Annotated in this window: 18 protein-coding genes; 10 read left to right on the top strand and 8 right to left on the bottom strand. The window is 58.1% G+C overall.

Annotated elements, in window-relative coordinates; genetic code table 11:
* Positions 1-83: 83 nt before the first annotated feature.
* On the top strand, positions 84-1,697 hold the full coding sequence (locus QPL94_RS05375; protein ID WP_285356023.1) for a diguanylate cyclase: 1,614 nt from the start codon (positions 84-86) through the stop codon (positions 1,695-1,697).
* Positions 1,698-1,708: 11 nt separating this feature from the next.
* On the opposite strand, the gene QPL94_RS05370 is transcribed toward QPL94_RS05375, so the two are convergent.
* On the bottom strand, positions 1,709-2,704 hold the full coding sequence (locus QPL94_RS05370) for a DUF6976 family protein (protein ID WP_285356020.1): 996 nt from the start codon (positions 2,702-2,704) through the stop codon (positions 1,709-1,711).
* Entirely contained in the window at positions 2,701-3,411 is a 711-nt protein-coding gene (locus QPL94_RS05365) for a hypothetical protein (RefSeq protein WP_285356018.1), read from the bottom strand. Before QPL94_RS05365 ends, QPL94_RS05370 begins: the two co-directional genes overlap by 4 nt.
* Before the next feature lie 372 nt (positions 3,412-3,783).
* Between QPL94_RS05365 and aroQ the strand changes: the two genes are divergently transcribed.
* The 9 genes from aroQ (at position 3,784) to purD (ending at position 12,902) form a co-directional block, all read left to right on the top strand.
* A complete protein-coding gene (aroQ, locus tag QPL94_RS05360) occupies positions 3,784-4,224 on the top strand; it encodes a type II 3-dehydroquinate dehydratase (RefSeq protein WP_285356016.1) in 441 nt (146 codons plus the stop codon).
* 27 nt (positions 4,225-4,251) lie between these two features.
* The gene (gene accB / locus QPL94_RS05355; RefSeq protein ID WP_285356015.1) at positions 4,252-4,713 is read left to right on the top strand and encodes an acetyl-CoA carboxylase biotin carboxyl carrier protein; all 462 of its coding nucleotides are present in this window, start codon (positions 4,252-4,254) and stop codon (positions 4,711-4,713) included.
* A 16-nt stretch (positions 4,714-4,729) separates the two neighbouring features.
* Complete coding sequence (gene accC / locus QPL94_RS05350; protein ID WP_285356013.1) at positions 4,730-6,076, top strand: acetyl-CoA carboxylase biotin carboxylase subunit; 1,347 nt, start codon at positions 4,730-4,732, stop codon at positions 6,074-6,076.
* Positions 6,077-6,114: 38 nt separating this feature from the next.
* The gene (gene prmA / locus QPL94_RS05345) at positions 6,115-7,011 is read left to right on the top strand and encodes a 50S ribosomal protein L11 methyltransferase (protein ID WP_285356011.1); all 897 of its coding nucleotides are present in this window, start codon (positions 6,115-6,117) and stop codon (positions 7,009-7,011) included.
* A 62-nt stretch (positions 7,012-7,073) separates the two neighbouring features.
* Positions 7,074-8,294, top strand: a complete 1,221-nt coding sequence (locus QPL94_RS05340) for a DUF3426 domain-containing protein (protein WP_285356009.1) — start codon at positions 7,074-7,076, stop codon at positions 8,292-8,294.
* 216 nt (positions 8,295-8,510) lie between these two features.
* Positions 8,511-9,509 carry a tRNA dihydrouridine synthase DusB gene (gene dusB, locus QPL94_RS05335; RefSeq protein ID WP_285356007.1) on the top strand — a complete coding sequence of 333 codons (999 nt, stop codon included), beginning with the start codon at positions 8,511-8,513 and terminating at the stop codon, positions 9,507-9,509.
* Entirely contained in the window at positions 9,506-9,823 is a 318-nt protein-coding gene (fis, locus tag QPL94_RS05330) for a DNA-binding transcriptional regulator Fis (RefSeq protein WP_137436028.1), read from the top strand. The genes dusB and fis overlap by 4 nt, the downstream gene beginning before the upstream one ends.
* A gap of 85 nt (positions 9,824-9,908) precedes the next feature.
* A complete protein-coding gene (purH, locus tag QPL94_RS05325) occupies positions 9,909-11,489 on the top strand; it encodes a bifunctional phosphoribosylaminoimidazolecarboxamide formyltransferase/IMP cyclohydrolase (RefSeq protein WP_285356005.1) in 1,581 nt (526 codons plus the stop codon).
* A gap of 117 nt (positions 11,490-11,606) precedes the next feature.
* Entirely contained in the window at positions 11,607-12,902 is a 1,296-nt protein-coding gene (purD, locus tag QPL94_RS05320; RefSeq protein ID WP_285356004.1) for a phosphoribosylamine--glycine ligase, read from the top strand.
* Between the two features lie 70 nt (positions 12,903-12,972).
* On the opposite strand, the gene QPL94_RS05315 is transcribed toward purD, so the two are convergent.
* The 6 genes from QPL94_RS05315 to QPL94_RS05290 form a co-directional block, all read right to left on the bottom strand.
* On the bottom strand, positions 12,973-13,344 hold the full coding sequence (locus QPL94_RS05315) for an acyl-CoA thioesterase (RefSeq protein ID WP_285357841.1): 372 nt from the start codon (positions 13,342-13,344) through the stop codon (positions 12,973-12,975).
* 84 nt (positions 13,345-13,428) lie between these two features.
* Positions 13,429-14,559, bottom strand: coding sequence for a zinc-dependent alcohol dehydrogenase family protein (locus QPL94_RS05310; RefSeq protein ID WP_285356002.1), 1,131 nt, complete (start codon positions 14,557-14,559; stop codon positions 13,429-13,431).
* Between the two features lie 33 nt (positions 14,560-14,592).
* Complete coding sequence (locus QPL94_RS05305) at positions 14,593-15,267, bottom strand: ABC transporter ATP-binding protein (RefSeq protein WP_285356001.1); 675 nt, start codon at positions 15,265-15,267, stop codon at positions 14,593-14,595.
* A 1-nt stretch (position 15,268) separates the two neighbouring features.
* A complete protein-coding gene (locus QPL94_RS05300) occupies positions 15,269-16,042 on the bottom strand; it encodes an ABC transporter ATP-binding protein (protein WP_285356000.1) in 774 nt (257 codons plus the stop codon).
* Positions 16,042-16,983, bottom strand: a complete 942-nt coding sequence (locus tag QPL94_RS05295; protein WP_285355999.1) for a branched-chain amino acid ABC transporter permease — start codon at positions 16,981-16,983, stop codon at positions 16,042-16,044. The genes QPL94_RS05300 and QPL94_RS05295 overlap by 1 nt, the downstream gene beginning before the upstream one ends.
* A complete protein-coding gene (locus tag QPL94_RS05290; RefSeq protein WP_285355998.1) occupies positions 16,983-17,882 on the bottom strand; it encodes a branched-chain amino acid ABC transporter permease in 900 nt (299 codons plus the stop codon). Before QPL94_RS05290 ends, QPL94_RS05295 begins: the two co-directional genes overlap by 1 nt.
* Positions 17,883-17,897: the final 15 nt, after the last annotated feature.

Below are 17,897 nucleotides of genomic sequence, written 5' to 3'. Positions count from 1 at the left end.
CTGCAAAACGACTAATGTTGAAAATATCTGCCTGTATTGGAGACGGGCGGCCAGGAACGAAAAAAAATACAGGCCGGAGCACAATGAACGACGAAAGCCAGAAAGACAAACTCAGGCAGCACTTTGCTCGCCGCGTCACAACCCAGGCCAGGGTTGTCCTGGATACGTGGCAGAAGGTCCACGAAGACACCAGCCAGTCTGCCGCGTTCAGGGGCGATTTTGCCAGAGCGGCCGACAAGCTGGTTCGCTACGCCAGACGCTTCGAGATGGCGAGCCATGCTGACTCCGGACAGAAAGTGTTCGAGCTTATTGGCGAGTGGCCCGAAGGCGAGGCGCTGCCGGACGGCCTGGACCGCAAACTGCAGGATGCCATCGAACAGCTCTCCCGGTGCACCCTGCGGCGCACTGACCAGACGGCGAGCGAAGCCCCACAGCAGTATCGCCGCACCCCGGTCTACATAGCGCTGTCCAGCGAGGAAATGGCAGGCCGGCTCATTCGTCAGCTCGAGTTCTTCGGCTTCCGCGCGTCCGCTTTCCACACCTCGGACAAGCTGATTGAAGCCTGCGCCCTCCACAAGCCCGAAACCATCCTCATGGACGTCAACTACGGTGGCGAACAGTTAAGTGGCATTGCCACTATTGAACGCCTGCAGGAGCGCCACGATACGCCCATTCCCATTATCTTCATGAGCGATGAAGACGGCACCATCGAGACGCGGCTGCGCGCCTCACGCTGCGGTGGCGAGGAATTTTTCTTTCCGGCAGTAGACCCGGGCCAGCTGATCGAAAAGATCGAGACATACACTCACGGCAACACGGTAGAACCCTACAAGGTACTGGTTCTGGATGACTCCCGCGCCCAGGCCAAGTTCATGGAAACGGTGCTCAAAAAGGCCGGGATGACCGCCCATATCATCACCGACCCCATGCAGATCATCCATGCGCTGGAGGACTTTTCTCCGGAGATCATTATCCTCGATATGTACATGCCCGGTTGTACAGGCATGGAAATCGCCCGGGTGATTCGCCAGCAGGACCGATTCCACAGCGTACCCATCATTTACCTGTCGGCCGAGGAGGACGTCAGCAAGCAACTCCATGCCATGAGCCTCGGGGGCGATGACTTTCTTACCAAACCCATCGACCCCAAGCACCTGATCGCCACCATCCACAACCGCGGCCGGCGCGCCCGCTCGCTGCTGGCGCTGATGATCCGCGACAGCCTGACGGGGCTGTTCAATCACACCCACACACTGCACCTGCTGGATCAGGAAATCGTGAAATGCCGGCAGAAAGATCAGCCGCTTTGCTTTGCGATGATCGACATCGATTACTTCAAGAAAGTGAATGACACCTTCGGGCATCCCATTGGCGACCGTGTACTCCGAAGCCTGTCCATGTTCCTCAAACAGCGCCTGCGCAAAACCGATCACATAGGCCGGTATGGTGGCGAGGAATTTGCCATCATCCTGCCCGACACCCGCGAGAGCGACGCCCGTAACGTGTTGAACGAAATCCGTGAACGCTTCTCGGAACTGCTGCAGCCAGCGGGTGACCGGGAGTTCAACGTGACGTTCAGTTGCGGCGTTGCCGCCTGGAAGGGTGACACCTCCCCAGCTCTGTGCGAACGTGCAGACAGGGCGCTCTACCGCTCCAAGGAGCAGGGGCGGAACTGCGTTACGGCCGCTGGCGACTGAGCCAATCCGGCTCAGTCGTCATGTTCGACCGTGAGAAAAACGGCCGTCTGGTTCAGTAGCTGATAAGCCACCTCCCCAAACGTGATGGGGCCCGTCAGTTGCGCAGTTTTCCTGCCCTCCAGAGCGGAGTGGAGGTAGTTCAGGATACAGTTACAACCGAACACCAGATTGCCGGGGTGCCTGGGCATGGCGGCCATGAACTTGGCGGGATAATCCGCAACCGGTCGCGCGAACCGGTACCGGACACCCTCGAACACCGGCGCATAGAGTTTGACCCTGCCTGCCGACTCGTTCACTGACTGGATACTCACGTTGACCATCGCCCCACAGTAATCCGCCACCAGGGGCAGCCTGAGGCCAGTTTCCTGTGCGGCGATAACGTCCGCCAGATTGCCAACGACACCATCCACACAACACTCGTCGAGGACGTCGCTGGTGGCGCCGAACGTCAGTTCCGGGCCGAAGCCCGCCTCGAACAGGTTGACCGTATGCACCATGGCTGTGCTGCCCTCCGGCAACGACACGTGCAACACCACTGCACGATCGGTGTGAAGCTCTCCGCTCTGGCCGTCGAGAACGGCTGCACTGCTCTGCCCCAACTCATCCAGGTGAACCCCCGAAACCCATCCGACAATCGGCTTGATGAACATATCGGGGAAGTCCGGAGCGTGGTGAGCGTATACTTCCAGCACAGGACTGCCTGCCGGCAGGATAATGATTGAGTAGCCATTCTCCGGTGCATCTTCCAGCACATGTGCAAGGGTATCCTTGTCATAACAGGCGACACTCACATCCACGGTATCCAGACACTGCACGAAAACCGCCTCCCTGCAGCACTGCCCACCTTCAGACGTCATGAAATAGGGAGTGGTGCCGCCGATCCAGCGGCCGCGGGGCAACTGGTTCAGAAGTGACGCCTCACCGGCGATTGTCAGTGCCACTCCGCGCTCAATCACCTCCGCGGCGCTCGCCACAGACATCAATCCACCTTCTACCCGCGTGTTCATGATTCTGCTCCCGCCTGGCTAGCGCGCTTCAGCTCCAGCAATTGGGAAATTTCATGGTCGAGCTGCTTTTCATGCTTGATGAAAAATCGACGCACTGTATTAACCCTCATGATCTTTGCGTCGTTGCTGGAAAGGGCGGGGAACTCCTGTCGACACCGCGCCAGCAACAACCGAAGCCCCAGCAGATGGATGTCTATGGACTCCTCTGACTCCAAAAGGCGAAACCAGACCGGGTCGCCGGTTGGCGGAATCTGGCGTGACGAGGACGCCTCCGGGTTGTGATCGAGTGGCTGCTCCTCGGCGCTCAATTGTCCCTCGCCGAGGGCGTGTCGTATCTGCCAGGCCAGATAAACATCGATCTCCAGCAGATTGCACACCTGCCGATAGCCCAGGCCGGCCTTCAGGCACTCGACCACACGCTGGGCCAGACCGTGGGTAAAGTCGCGATCCACCTGCCCCAGAAAAGAGGGCCCCTGCTGTTGCTCCCGGTTGTCCGGTAGCGTTGCGTGAATGAAGGTCTTGAAAGCGCCAACATTGGCATGGCGCCAACGCATTTTGGGGCGGACAAGGGAGGGCCGGCCGAACCAGGATTTACCAGCCACCAGATAGGCATGAAGCTCCCTCGCCTGAACGTCGACTTTGACCCGGTCAACGGTCCACGGCTCCTCCAATTGCAACAGTTTTCGGCAAATCTCGGTATCTCGCATGATTCCTCCCTGGACTTGCAGGTCTTTGAGACCGCCAGTCTGTCTCGCATTGCCAAGTATCGACAGACCACCATCGCCTTGATCCAGTTGAACTTAGGGAGTAAATCCGGGGTACCGGGCCGGTATGACATCGGATTTGTTCGCATACGGCAAAAACCGAACATGAAACCAACGTCTTATAGCGCTCTTTCCCATCGTTCCCGACAATAGGCGGGTTATCGGGTAACAAGGCGCTCCTGGTGCCGGGATACTTTTTGACACAAACCTGAATGTCAAAAAGTGTTGATCTGAAGGCCTCAAGCACGCACTATTGGGGAAAAATGTCGCTAAAGTCGGCGATCCTGTAAATAAGTCAGCAAGGCAGATGCAATCATGGCGACCATACTCGTCCTCCATGGACCCAACCTGAACATGCTCGGAACCCGCGAGCCGGAGGTCTATGGCTATGAGACTTTGTCCGACATTGATGAACGATTGCACCGGAAAGCCGCCGAAAGTGGTCATCACCTGCTACATTTACAGTCAAACGCGGAATATGAACTGATTGAGCGGATCCATGAAGCAAGATCAGAAGGGGTGGATTTCATCATTTTCAACCCGGCGGCATTCACTCACACCAGTGTTGCACTGCGGGATGCCATGCTGGCATCAGGCATTCCGTTTATTGAGGTACATATTTCCAACGTGCATGCGCGGGAAGCGTTCCGCCATCACTCCTATTTTTCTGATATCGCCGAAGGCGTTATCTGCGGGCTGGGCAGCCATGGGTACGACCTCGCACTCAAAGCGGCCCTGCAACGAATTCATCGATAGAACTGATTAAACGGGATCGGACTGACTATGGACATTCGCAAGATCAAGAAACTTATAGAGCTGCTGGAGGAATCCGACGTCGAGGAGCTGGAAATTCACGAGGGTGATGATTCCGTTCGCATTTCTCGCCGTCGTGAACAATTGCCTGCGCCGCAGTACATGGCTCAGTATCCGTCTCCGGCACCCCAGCCCGGGTCATACCCGCAGCAGTCCACACAGGCTGCCGATGAGCCGGCCAAACCTGCGGAACCCACCGGCCATGCCGTGAAGTCACCGATGGTGGGCACTTTCTACCGCTCGCCCTCGCCCACGGCCAAGTCGTTCGTGGAAGTCGGGCAGTCGGTTAAGGCCGGTGACGTGGTGTGCATTGTGGAAGCCATGAAGATGATGAACCAGATCGAGGCGGACAAGAGCGGTACCATCGCCGAGATCCTGGTAGAGAACGGGCAGCCGGTCGAATTCGACCAGCCACTGATCATCATTTCCTGAACCCGGTGATACCCTCATGGCTATGTTAGAAAAAGTTCTGATCGCAAACCGCGGCGAGATCGCCCTGCGCATCCTGCGAGCCTGCAAGGAGCTGGGCATCAAGACCGTGGCCGTCCATTCGCAGATTGACCGCGAGCTGATGCATGTGCGCCTGGCGGATGAATCTGTCTGTATCGGCCCCAACAGCGCTACTGAAAGCTACCTGAACATCCCCGCGATCATCAGCGCAGCGGAAGTGACGGATTCCGTCGGTATTCATCCCGGCTATGGCTTTCTTGCGGAAAACGCCGATTTCGCCGAACAGGTGGAAAAAAGCGGCTTTCGCTTTATCGGCCCCAGGGCTGAAACCATTCGCCTGATGGGTAACAAGGTCTCGGCCATCAATTCCATGATCGAAGCCGGTGTTCCCACTGTTCCGGGCTCTGATGGTCCGATCACCGACGATGACGAGCGCACTCTGGAAGTGGCCAGGAGAATCGGCTACCCGGTGATCATCAAGGCAGCCTCCGGTGGCGGCGGCCGTGGCATGCAGGTGGTTCATTCCGAGGCAGCGCTGCTGAAAAGCGTGCAGATCACCCAGAGCGAGGCAAAGAACACCTTTGGCGATGCCACGGTTTACCTCGAGAAATACCTGGAACGCCCCCGCCATGTGGAGGTCCAGGTTCTGGCGGACACCCATGGCAACGTGATTCACCTGGGCGACCGGGACTGCTCCATGCAGCGCCGGCACCAGAAAGTACTGGAAGAAGCACCCGCACCGAACATCGACCCGGAAGCACGGGAAATAACACTGAAGGCCTGCGTCGATGCCTGCAAGAAAATCGGCTATGTGGGGGCCGGCACGTTCGAGTTCCTGTATCAGGACGGCGCCTTCTACTTCATCGAGATGAACACCCGGGTACAGGTGGAGCATCCGGTGTCGGAGATGGTGACTGGCGTGGACATTGTTCGCGAGCAGCTGCGCATTGCCAGTGGCCTGCCCCTGCAATACACCCAGGACGACATCAAGATTTCCGGCCACGCACTGGAATGCCGTATCAATGCCGAGGATCCGAAAACCTTCGTGCCCAGCCCGGGCACGGTCAAGCACTTCCATGCCCCCGGGGGCAACGGCATCCGGGTAGATTCGCACCTGTACAGCGGCTACACCGTGCCACCCTTCTACGACTCCATGGTGGCCAAACTGATCACCTGGGGCGATGATCGGGAAATTGCCCGTCGCCGCATGAAGAACGCGCTGGACGAACTGCTTGTCGAGGGCATCAAGACCAATCAGGCGCTGCACCGGAAACTGGTACGCGATGGCGGTTTCAAACAGGTAGACTTCACCATTCATTATCTGGAGAAGCTGATACGGGACTGACCCGCTCAGCAAATTCGTCTACCCGACAGGACACCAACATGCCCTGGATACAATTACAGATCCCGGCTGATCCCGACAATGCGGACCAGCTCGAGGATCTGCTTATGGAGATGGGCGCCGAAGCCGTCTCCATGGAAGATGCCGCCGACCAGCCACTGTACGAGCCCGACCCCGGCACCACACCGCTATGGCACCAGACCAGCGTGACCGGCCTGTTCGGCTCGGAACGGGACATTGACGAACTGTGCGCTGCGGTCAAGGATGCCTGGCACCAGCAGACACAGCAGTCATTACCGGACATCGACATTACGTTGGTGGAAGACAAGGACTGGGAACGGGAGTGGATGGAAGACTTCAAGCCCCTCCGCTTCGGCGAGCGCCTGTGGATCGTGCCCAGCTGGCACGACGCGCCAGACCCGCAAGCGGCCAATCTTCTGCTGGATCCGGGGCTGGCGTTTGGCACCGGAACCCATCCCACTACTGCACTTTGCCTGGAATGGCTGGACGGCCACGACGTTTCCTCGCGCCAGGTGGTCGACTACGGTTGTGGTTCAGGCATTCTTGGCCTTGCGGCCCTGTTACTGGGCGCTGACCATGTCATCGGCGTTGACACCGATCCCCAGGCACTGGAAGCCAGCCGCGAGAATGCGCGCCGCAACCAGGTTGAGGAAGGCCGGCTTGATCTGTTCCTGCCTGCCGATGAGCCCGACACCATGGCTGACATCATGCTGGCCAATATCCTTGCCCAACCCCTGATCGGCCTCGCGCCCAGGCTGGCGGCGAAGGTGAAGCCCGGTGGCAATATCGTGTTGTCCGGCATACTCTCCAACCAGGCCAGGGAAGTGATGGAAGCTTACGAACCCTGGTTTGTCATGGACGAACCGGAACAGCGTGAAGAGTGGATACGGCTCACAGGACGGCGCACCGACAGGTGACGGAAACGGCTGAACCTACTAAACTCCGTGACTCGTAGCGACGTCGCTTACAGGAATCAAGCATGACCCAGAGCAGCCTGCAGACTCGATGCCCGAAATGCGATACCCGCTTTCGGGTGACCGACGCCCAGCTTAGCGTAGCCGGCGGCAAAGTGCGCTGTGGCAACTGTATGGCCGTGTTCAACGCCGTGGAGCATCAGGTCAAAGGCAGCTCATCCAGCGACCAAAGTGCGACTACCTCCCCGACCGCAGCAAAACAGGACAAATCATCAGACCAGAACTTTACGGCCGATGACGACCTGATTTTCGCGGACAACCCGGAAGAGGATGCCGCCGAAGGCCCTTACGCCGGCACCAAACTGACGTTCTCCGAAGACGAACTGAGCGACAGCTTCCGCACGGTCGATGAACGTAAGAGCGGCACCTTCGAGAGCGAAGACGAAGAGAGCCAAGAAAAAATAGATGAAAGCTGGGCGGAGGCCATGCTCTCTGACGACGCCCCTGCGCAAAAACCGGAGCCTGCCCGACCGCAAGAATCCGAGGCTTCCGCGAAACCGGCAGATCGCACGGAAGAACAGGCGCCAGCACAGTCCGGGCCCACCAGGGCGGCGCCACCAGGGCGGGAAGGCCTGAGTCTGGAACCTGCAGACGAACCAGAGGGGTTCTATGTCGACCAACCCCCATCGTCGTCACGCGACTACGATCGCGGACCGGCAGCGGACGATGAACCCATGACGGCGAGCTCTCCCTATACCAATCTTCGCCGCGAACCTGTTTCCGTTGGCGGCAACGGCAGCGGCCGCCTGAGAACAGCCCTATGGACCCTGGTAGTGCTGGCCCTGATCGGTGTTCTGGTGGCGCAGGTTACCTGGTTCCAGTTCGACCGCCTGTCTTCCATACCGGAACTGCGTCCGTTCTACGAACAGGGCTGCGAAATTGCAGGCTGCGAGTTGAAGCCACTGGTTAACGTCGAGGCCATCCAGAGCCGCAAACTGGTGGTACGAACCAATCCCGACAACCGCAGCCAACTGGTGGTCGACGCTGTCATCATTAACCGGGCGGCCTTCGAGCAGCCTTTTCCCGCCATTGCCCTGACCTTTTCCAACCTGAATGGTGACGTGGTCGCCCAGAGCATCTTCACACCGGACGAATACCTCGCCGGTGAAGGCAGGAAAATGGAGGCCATGCCCTCAGACACACCGGTCAGGATTGTGATCAATATCAGGGACCCGGGCAGAGATGCCGTGAACTACAATATTGCGTTCCGAGCCAATCAGGGGTAAGCAAGTCCTCACTTGCAGAATAGTGGGGACCGCCATCGAATTGCCTGAAAGTCAACCAGACAGAACGAAAAATAATCAACTTTTTCATGACTTCTCCCCTTCAATAGCATCTCTCCCGGCGGTATCATTACCGCCCTTCGGATCAGAATCGGTTACTTATTGAGCAATCGTTCAGATCCGTCGTTCGCTTAACCCGCTGTGACACGGACTCAGATCATGCTGCCAACGGCAAAAATCGGGCCGTATACCCTGCCCAATCCGCTGATCGTTGCGCCCATGGCTGGTGTAACTGATCGTCCTTTTCGCCTGCTCTGTCGGCGGATGGGTGCCGGGCTGGCGGTCTCTGAAATGGTCATTGCGGACAGCAAGCTCTGGAACACACGCAAGTCACAGACACGGATGAACCATCAGGGTGAACCCGAGCCCAGGTCGGTGCAGATTGCCGGCGGCGATCCTGACATGCTGGCCAATGCTGCCAGGCTGAATGCCGAGTTCGGAGCCCAGATCATCGATATCAACATGGGCTGCCCGGCCAAGAAAGTGTGCAACAAGGCTGCCGGCTCGGCACTGATGAAAGATGAAGCGTTGGTGCGGGAGATTCTGGAAGCCGTTGTGGCCGCTGTGGATGTTCCGGTAACCCTCAAGATGCGCACCGGGTGGGACCGGGAGCACCGCAACGCACCGCTTATTGCCCGTATGGCGGAAGATGCCGGCATTCAGGCCCTGGCGATCCATGGGCGCACCCGCGCTGATGCCTACAAGGGCGAGGCGGAGTACGACACCATCGCCGAGGTCAAGTCCCGGGTTGGCATTCCGGTCTTTGCCAACGGTGATATCACCTCACCAGAACAGGCAAGGCATGTGCTCAGCCACACTGGCGCAGACGGTTTGTTGATTGGTCGCGGTGCCCAGGGGCGGCCCTGGATTTTCCGGGAAATCCTGCATTTTCTGGAGACCGGCAGGCACCTGTCGGAACCGCCTATAGACGAGGTGGAACAGGTGCTCAGCGAACACCTGGAAGCATTGCACGGCTTTTATGGCGAAACCATGGGCGTGCGCATCGCCAGGAAACATGTGGGCTGGTATCTGCAGTCCCACGACGAAGACAAGCGATTCCGCAAACGCTTCAACGCCATCGACTGCGCGCTGGAGCAGAAAGACAGTATTCAACAGTACTTTGCAGGCTTACGAAATGGAGAGGTATTCGCAGCATGACGGCTGAGACTTTGGTTAATGACAATCTGACAGCACCCGCCAACGATGACATTCATCAGTTGCAGACGGTGAACAGCAGCGGCAACACCGTTACCCTGCGTGACAGCGTGGAAGTTGCCCTGAAAAACTATTTTGCCCAGCTTGATGGCGCACCGGTCACCGAGGTTTACCAGCTGGTGTTGTCCGAAGTGGAGGCACCGCTGCTGGAGCAGGTGATGAAGTACACCCGCAACAACCAGACCAAGGCGTCAACCATGCTCGGCCTGAACCGCGGCACCCTGCGCAAGAAACTCAAGCAGTACGGTCTGCTATAATCCAGCTACCCGATTGCAACGAGGGCCTCCCGGACAACATTCGCGAGGCCTTCATTCGTTCATACCCAGCAGAAATAAGTGACCCATGGCAAATCAGGCTAATACCCCCGTACGTCGCGCGCTGATCAGCGTGTCCGATAAAAAAGGCATCGTGGAGTTCGGCCGCGCGCTGACTGATCGCGGCATCGAATTGCTCTCTACCGGTGGCACCTTCCGGTTGTTGAAGGAAAACCGGGTACCGGTCACCGAGGTAAGTGACCACACCGGTTTTCCCGAAATGATGGATGGCCGCGTAAAAACCCTGCACCCGAAAATACACGGCGGTATTCTTGGTCGGCGCGGCACGGACGACGCGGTGATGACAGAGCACGGCATTGATCCCATCGACATGGTGATCGTGAACCTCTACCCCTTTGAGGAGACCGTGGCGAAACCGGACTGTGACCTGGCCACAGCGATCGAGAACATCGATATTGGCGGGCCCACCATGGTTCGCGCCGCCGCCAAGAATCACAACGATGTCGCCATTGTGGTGAACACATCGGATTACAGCCGGGTTCTTAAAGAACTGCACGACAATGACGGCCAGCTTACTCACAAAACCCGTTTTGATCTTGCCGTGAAGGCCTTTGAGCACACCGCCGGCTACGATGGCGCCATTGCCAACTACCTGGGCGGGCGCACTGCTGACAACGACAACGCCGACTTCCCCCGCACCTTCAATTCCCAGTTCGTGAAGGTTCAGGACATGCGCTATGGTGAAAACCCGCACCAGCGGGCTGCCTTCTACACCGAGCGCAACCCGCGGGAAGCCTGTATTGCCACCGCAAAACAGCTGCAGGGCAAGGAACTGTCTTACAACAACGTTGCAGATACTGACGCCGCGCTGGAATGTGTCAAACCCTTCGCAGACCCTGCCTGCGTTATTGTCAAACACGCCAACCCCTGCGGCGTGGCCATTGGCGCGGATATCCGGCAGGCCTACGATCTGGCCTTTGCTACTGACCCCACCTCGGCCTTCGGCGGCATCATTGCCTTCAACCGCGAGCTGGATGCAGGAACCGCGAAGGCCATCATTGACCGCCAGTTTGTGGAAGTCATCATCGCCCCCAGCATTGCGCCGGAAGCCGTGGAGCTGGTCGCCGCCAAGAAGAACGTCCGCCTGCTGGCCTGTGGCGAATTCGATGGCGAGCGCGCCAGATCCATGGACTACAAGCGCGTCACCGGCGGCCTGCTGGTGCAGGATCGTGACCTGGGCATGGTAGCCCTGGAAGACGTCAAGGTGGTCACCGAACACCAGCCATCCGAGCAGGAGCTGAACGACCTGCTGTTTGCCTGGGAAGTCGCCAAGTACGTGAAGTCCAATGCCATTGTTTACGCCAAGGCCGGTCGTACCATCGGCGTGGGCGCAGGCCAGATGAGCCGGGTGTACAGTGCCAGGATTGCTGGCATCAAAGCGGCTGACGAAGGCCTGGAAGTGAAAGGCTCGGTCATGGCTTCCGATGCCTTTTTTCCGTTCCGGGATGGCATCGATGCCGCCGCAGCAGCCGGCATAACCGCCGTTATCCAGCCGGGCGGTTCCATGCGCGACCAGGAAGTGATTGATGCCGCCAACGAGCATGGCATTGCCATGGTGTTTACGGGGATGCGGCATTTCAGGCATTGATCGGGAGTCGGGCTCTTGTCGGATTACGCCTTCGGCTAATCCGACCTACGGTCCGAATCTGAAGCTAATGTAGGTCGGATTAGCCGAAGGCGTAATCCGACAAACAGGATGAAAACTATGAACATACTCGTCATAGGCTCCGGCGGCCGCGAACACGCCCTCGCCTGGAAAGCCGCCCAATCCCCGGATGCGGATCGTGTCTTCGTGGCCCCCGGCAACGCCGGCACCGCCCGGGAACCGGGCCTGGAGAACATCAACATTGACGTGATGGACCTCAAGGGCCTGGCGGACTTTGCCGCTGCCAACAACGTCGGCCTGACTATTGTCGGCCCGGAAGCACCGCTGGTGGCAGGCATTGTCGACCTGTTCGAAGAACGTGGTCTGCGGGTATTCGGCCCCAGCGCCGGGGCGGCACAACTGGAAGGTTCCAAGGCCTTCACCAAGGACTTTCTCGAGCGTCAGAAAATCCCCACCGCTGCTTACAGCAATTTCACCGATGTTGATCAGGCACTCGCCTACGTTCGCAAGCAGGGTGCACCCATCGTTGTTAAAGCCGATGGGCTGGCGGCTGGCAAGGGCGTCATCGTCGCAATGACCCTGGAAGAAGCCGAAGACGCCATTCGCGACATGCTAGCTGGTAATGCCTTCGGTGATGCAGGCAGCCGCGTGGTTGTCGAGGAGTTCCTTGAAGGCGAGGAAGCCAGCTTCATCGTTATGGTGGACGGCGAGCATGTGTTACCCATGGCCACCTCTCAGGACCACAAGCGCGTGGGCGACGGCGACACCGGCCCCAACACCGGTGGCATGGGCGCCTACTCTCCCGCCCCGGTCGTCACAGGCGATATCCACAAGCGCATCATGGACGAGGTAATCCACCCGACCGTTCGTGGCATGGCGGCGGAAGGTCATCCCTACAAAGGATTCCTCTATGCCGGCCTGATGATTGATGATAGCGGTGCCCCCAAGGTGATCGAGTTCAACTGCCGCTTCGGCGACCCGGAAACCCAACCCATCATGCTGCGCATGAAATCGGACCTGGTAGAGCTCTGCCAGGCTGCAATCGACCGCAAACTCGACCAGTGCAGCTCGGACTGGGACGAGCGCCCCGCCGTAGGCATTGTGCTGGCAGCGGGTGGCTATCCCGGAAGCTACAACAAAGGGGATGTCATATCGGGATTGCCTGAAACAGAAACCGACGGTGAGAAAGTATTCCACGCGGGAACACGACTCAACGGGGATCAGGTTCTTACCAACGGCGGCCGCGTGCTATGCGCCACTGCCCTCGGACAGTCTGTCACAGAAGCCCGGCAGCGCGCCTACGAGCTCGCCGCAAGGATCCAGTGGGAAGGCGTATTCTGCCGCAAGGATATTGCTTTTCGGGCCGTTGCTAGGGAAAACTCTGCCAGCACCTGATGGCGGAATGCCACCAAAAAAGTCCGGTCTCGCCGGGCTTTTTTGGTGGTTGATACCTGGAAGGGTCAAATCAGGAAACCAAAATACGCTCAAGCGCCCCACGAATGGTTTGAGGAATCGCAACAGCGCGATTCTGTTCACGGTCAACAAACACGTGGACAACCTGACCAAGCGCAGCCGGCTCCGCGTCACCGTCTCTGAACAGACCCAGCTCGTAAGTCACTGAGCTGTTGCCAATCTTGATGACCCTCAGTCCGGCGTCCAGCGCGTCCGGATAGGCCACCGGTTTCTTGAACTGGCAGTTGGAGCTGACCACGTAGCCAACCACTGGCGCGTTATTGATATCCAGATCGCCAACCTCGATCAGGTAGCGGTTGATGGTGGTGTCAAAGTAGGAGTAGTAGGTCACGTTATTCACATGCCCGTAGATATCGTTATCCATCCACCGGGTGGTGATAGGGTAAAAAACACCGAACTCATCTCGTTCCACAGATGTCTCCGTTTATCAGTGTTATTGCGTTATGGCCTAATCAAACAGCACAACCTGACGAACGGCCCTACCGGATGCCAGTTTCTCGAATCCGTCATTGATCTCATCCAGCGTCAGGGTGTCACTGAGCAATTTGTCCACCGGTAATTTGCCCTGGCGAAACAGGGTGACATAACGGGCAAGGTCGCGAACCGGCACACAGCTACCGACATAGCTCCCCTTGAGCGTGCGCTCTTCTGCCACCAGGCTGACCTGCTGGATAGACACCTTCTTTTCCGGGTGGGCCAGACCGCCCGTGACCGTGGTTCCGCCGCGCCGAGTGATCTGGTAGGCGAATTCCAGGGCCTTTTCAGACCCGGCCATTTCAATGGCACAGTCAACACCGCCATTGGTCAGTGCCTTGATCCTGTCGACACAACCTTCTTCACGGGAGCTAAAGGCGTGGGTGGCGCCGAGCTCTTTGGCCAATGCCAGTTTGCTGTCATCCAGATCAATGGCAATCACCTCACCGGCGCCGGCCACCAGCGCCCCCAACACGCTGTTAAGACCAACGCCACCCAGGCCGATGACAGCGACAGTCTGGCCCGCCTTGATATTCGCCGAGTTAATCGCAGCCCCCACACCCGTCAGTACAGCGCAACCGAACAGGGCCGCGTGGTGCAGCGGCAGATCAGCATCGATCTTGACCAGCGAATCCCGCGACACCACCGCGTGGTCGGCAAAGGCGGACACCCCCAGGTGGTGGTTCACCGGCGTGCCATCCGCCCGATGCAGCCGGTGTTCACCGCTGACCAGGGTTCCGGCGTTGTTGGTTTTTGCCGCCGGCTCACACAGCGCCGGGCGGCCTTCTGCACAGGGTGCACAGTGGCCGCAGCTGGGTACAAATACCGCAACCACGTGGTCGCCTTCCTTCAGGTCGCGGACACCGTTGCCTACAGCCTTGACGATGCCGGCCGCTTCGTGGCCCAGTGCCATGGGCACAGGCCGCGGGCGGTTGCCATCAATAACAGAAAGATCCGAATGGCACAGGCCGGCTGCCTTGATCTGGACCAACACTTCATTGTCACCGGGCGGAGACAGTTCCAGTTCTTCGATCACCAGGGGGTTTGTATTCTGGTACGGGCGCTCCGCCCCGATGGCTTGCAAAACTGCGGCTCGAATTTTCATGGCGTATTTCCTCAGTCGGTTTCTGTTCTATGGTCAGGCCAACGACGCAGACGGATCCTTTCGACCAGCGGACACGGAACCGCGCTCGATGCGCCAGGTCGCGTCCACCAGATCGGAGGAGTGGCTATCATCGGATTCCGCGATCAGTACCGTCAGGCCTTCTGCGCGCAGGTCGGCAATGACCTCGGACAAACGCCTGGCCAGTACCGGTGCGACGCCTTCAAACGGCTCATCCAGCAAAATCAGTTCCCGGCCCGGAATCAGCGCCCGGCCCAGGGCCACCAGTTTCTGCTGGCCGCCGGACAACTGCAGGGCCTTGCGCTCACCGAAGTCGGCTATTTCAGGCATCAGCGAATAGACCCATTTCAGGCGTTCTTCACCATCCTTGATATTATTGGCCCACGCCGGCATGAGCATGTTCTCCGACACCGTCAGGTCAGGTATCAGCCTGCGGTCCTCCGGCATGTAACTGATGCGCAGATTGGCCCGCCGGTGAGACGGCAGTTTGCTGATGTCCTGGCCCTTGAAGGTAATGGATCCCCGGGTCGCAGGCAGAAGACCCATAATGGCGCGGATCAACGTGGTCTTGCCGGCGCCGTTATGGCCGATCAGACCTGCCATCTGGCCCTGCGGAATACTCAGGTTAATGTCCCGCAGAATACTGATACCCTCAATGGAAACGTCGAGATTAGCAATTTCAAGGCTCATTTCAGGCGCCTCCTTCGGTTTTAGGCGTCTTCGGTTTGCCGGTCACCAGTTCCTGGACCTTCTCATCCGCCAGCACTTCGTCCACCGGGCCATCCTTGATCACAATACCACTGGCAAAGGCCAGTACCCGCGTGACGTATCGCTGAACAATTTCCATGTCATGCTCAACGAACAATACCGTCAGGCCCCGCTGACGAACCGCCTCCATCACCGTGTCCATCAAGGTGTACTTCTCTTCCATGCTGACACCGCTGGTGGGCTCGTCCAACAGCAACATCCGGGGACTGCCCAGCATGGCAATGGCAATGTCCAGAAGCTTGCGTGCCCCCTGAGGCATGGCGGTAACCATTTCATTACGGTACTGGGTGATGTTCATCTGGGCCAGAATTTCTTCAGCCGCTTCCAGCCGCTTTGTCGTGTGCACCGGCCGAATCATCTGGAACTGTTGATGGTCAGCCGCCGCCAGGGCGATGGCCAGGTTGTCGATCACCGGAAGTTCCAGAAACAATTGCGGAATCTGGAAGGACCGGGTCAATCCCTTTCTCATCAACTTGCGAGGTCCAAGGCCCTTGATGGGTTTACCCCCGAATTCAATGGTGCCGCTGGAAGGAGGCAGGTAACCGGTCACCATGTTGATGAAGGTGGTCTTCCCGGCGCCGTTCGCCCCAATTACCCCGACAATTTCCCCTTCAGTGATGGTTACATTGATGTCTTCAGCGGCTGTCACCGCACCAAAATACCGGGACAAACTGACGGTTTTGAGAATCTCGGTCATTAGGCCACCCCTTTCTTGCGGGTAAACAGGCTCCAGATGCCTTTGGGCAGGAAGAGAATGATCAGCAGCAACACGATACCCAGGATCATTTGCCAGGCATTGGGCGCCAATTCAATGGCATAGGTTCTTACCAGGGTGAAGATCAACGCGGCGATAAAGGGTGCCGCCACGTGTCCTGTACCACCGAGGATGGCGATGAACACGAACTCACCGGAAATGGTCCAGTAGGCCATGGTGGGGTCGACATGGCCAGCGGCCAGCGCAGTCATGGAACCGCCAATGGAGCCGACCGCAGCCGCAATCACATAGTTGATATAGAGCACCTGCTTGCGCGATACCCCCATGTACTCAACCCGCACTTCGTTTTCCCTGATTGCCTCACAGGCCAGGCCGAGGCTGGAGCGGAAGTAACGATTGAGAAACAGGGCAATGCCCAGAGCCAACCCGAGCGCAAGTAGTAGGGCGATCCTTGAACTGCTCTCACCCGAACCTGGGGAAAAGCCCAGAATAGTCCAGTCCACAACACCGAAACCGTCCGTGCTTCCCAGCCCATGGCTTTTGACCAGAAGCCCGTACAGAATCATCGAAAACGCCAGGGACAACATAGCGAAGAATATTTCCCGGTAGCGCGTGACAAGCAGCCCCAGAATCATGGCAACACCAACCGTCACCGCGACGCCAAGAACAATCAACACCAGAGCATCCGTTATACCCAGATAACGGCCACCCAGGCCCACAGCGTAGCCGCCAAGGCAATAGAACAGCCCCTGACCAAACGACACCAGGCCCGCCCGCATAAGCATGACCACCCCCATCACCACCAGAGCGGTAGAAATAGCCAGGGTGGCAGTAAAAACAAGCCAGTTCGGAACCACCAGTGATGCCAGGGCAATGGCAACGGCGGCACCGATCAGGGAAATTTCGCTTTTTTCCAGGATCATCAGATTTTCCTCGCAATCACCTGGCCAAACAGGCCATGGGGTCGGAAGATCAACACTCCAGCCATCACGGCATAGATGATGAACAGTTCCAGTTCGGGCATGGTGTGGATAGACGTCGCTCGCGCAAGACCGACGATGACAGCGCCCACGGCCGCGCCGGTGATGCTTCCCAGACCACCGGTCACCACGACTGCAAAGGCCAGTACAATAACCTCAATGCCGAGTCCCGGTACCACGGAGATAATGGGAGCTGTAATACCGCCGGCGATGGCGCCCAGTGTTGCCCCGATCATGAAGGTGATAGTGAACATGCGGCGCACGTTAACGCCCATGGCTTCGGATACTTCCCGGTCGTGAATGATGGAACGCAGGATCTTGCCGATCTTTGTGCGCTCAAGCCAGAACCACAAGCCCACGCCAATAACGACCGAGACCACCAGTACCAGCAGGTCGTAACGGGATACGGTCAATACATCAATGTTGATCCGGCCCAGAGCGGCGTATGGTTGGTACGCAAAGTAAGGGGTCGTGCCCCAGATCAGCTTCATTACGTCTTCGAGAATCAACAGTACGGCAAACGTAATCAGCAGCATCAGGATCTCATCGCGACCATACATAAACCTCAGTATGCCTCGCTCAATGGCCAGCCCGGTTAGCGCGCCAATCAATATGGCGGAGGCTGCAATAATGGCAAAAGCCATAACCAGATTCTCTCCGCCCCCGGAGTAATACCACCCCAGCGCCGACGCGGCGGCATAAGCCCCAAGGGCGTAGAGGCTGCCGTGGGCCATGTTCAGAATTCTCATAACGCCATAGATGACCGTCAAACCCGCCGCGACCAGAAACAACCAGGATGCGTAGATGAAACCGTCGATCAATATTGCCCAGACCGTTAGCATCAGTGTGTACTCCTA

Source organism: Marinobacter sp. SS13-12, assembly GCF_030227115.1.
Lineage (GTDB): Bacteria > Pseudomonadota > Gammaproteobacteria > Pseudomonadales > Oleiphilaceae > Marinobacter.
The sequence above is the reverse complement of the archived record's forward strand: the minus strand, read 5'-3'. Positions and strand labels throughout refer to the sequence as shown.

Coding starts and splice junctions, on each gene's coding strand:
- QPL94_RS05300 (WP_285356000.1), bottom strand. CDS start 16,042: ATGACCGAGATTCTCAAAACCGTCAGTTTGTCCCGGTATTTTGGTGCG.
- QPL94_RS05295 (WP_285355999.1), bottom strand. CDS start 16,983: ATGATCCTGGAAAAAAGCGAAATTTCCCTGATCGGTGCCGCCGTTGCC.
- fis (WP_137436028.1), top strand. CDS start 9,506: ATGACGGCTGAGACTTTGGTTAATGACAATCTGACAGCACCCGCCAAC.
- QPL94_RS05315 (WP_285357841.1), bottom strand. CDS start 13,344: ATGGATAACGATATCTACGGGCATGTGAATAACGTGACCTACTACTCC.
- QPL94_RS05290 (WP_285355998.1), bottom strand. CDS start 17,882: ATGCTAACGGTCTGGGCAATATTGATCGACGGTTTCATCTACGCATCC.
- QPL94_RS05340 (WP_285356009.1), top strand. CDS start 7,074: ATGACCCAGAGCAGCCTGCAGACTCGATGCCCGAAATGCGATACCCGC.
- QPL94_RS05365 (WP_285356018.1), bottom strand. CDS start 3,411: ATGCGAGATACCGAGATTTGCCGAAAACTGTTGCAATTGGAGGAGCCG.
- prmA (WP_285356011.1), top strand. CDS start 6,115: ATGCCCTGGATACAATTACAGATCCCGGCTGATCCCGACAATGCGGAC.
- purD (WP_285356004.1), top strand. CDS start 11,607: ATGAACATACTCGTCATAGGCTCCGGCGGCCGCGAACACGCCCTCGCC.
- QPL94_RS05305 (WP_285356001.1), bottom strand. CDS start 15,267: ATGAGCCTTGAAATTGCTAATCTCGACGTTTCCATTGAGGGTATCAGT.
- aroQ (WP_285356016.1), top strand. CDS start 3,784: ATGGCGACCATACTCGTCCTCCATGGACCCAACCTGAACATGCTCGGA.
- accB (WP_285356015.1), top strand. CDS start 4,252: ATGGACATTCGCAAGATCAAGAAACTTATAGAGCTGCTGGAGGAATCC.
- QPL94_RS05375 (WP_285356023.1), top strand. CDS start 84: ATGAACGACGAAAGCCAGAAAGACAAACTCAGGCAGCACTTTGCTCGC.
- purH (WP_285356005.1), top strand. CDS start 9,909: ATGGCAAATCAGGCTAATACCCCCGTACGTCGCGCGCTGATCAGCGTG.
- QPL94_RS05310 (WP_285356002.1), bottom strand. CDS start 14,559: ATGAAAATTCGAGCCGCAGTTTTGCAAGCCATCGGGGCGGAGCGCCCG.
- QPL94_RS05370 (WP_285356020.1), bottom strand. CDS start 2,704: ATGAACACGCGGGTAGAAGGTGGATTGATGTCTGTGGCGAGCGCCGCG.
- dusB (WP_285356007.1), top strand. CDS start 8,511: ATGCTGCCAACGGCAAAAATCGGGCCGTATACCCTGCCCAATCCGCTG.
- accC (WP_285356013.1), top strand. CDS start 4,730: ATGGCTATGTTAGAAAAAGTTCTGATCGCAAACCGCGGCGAGATCGCC.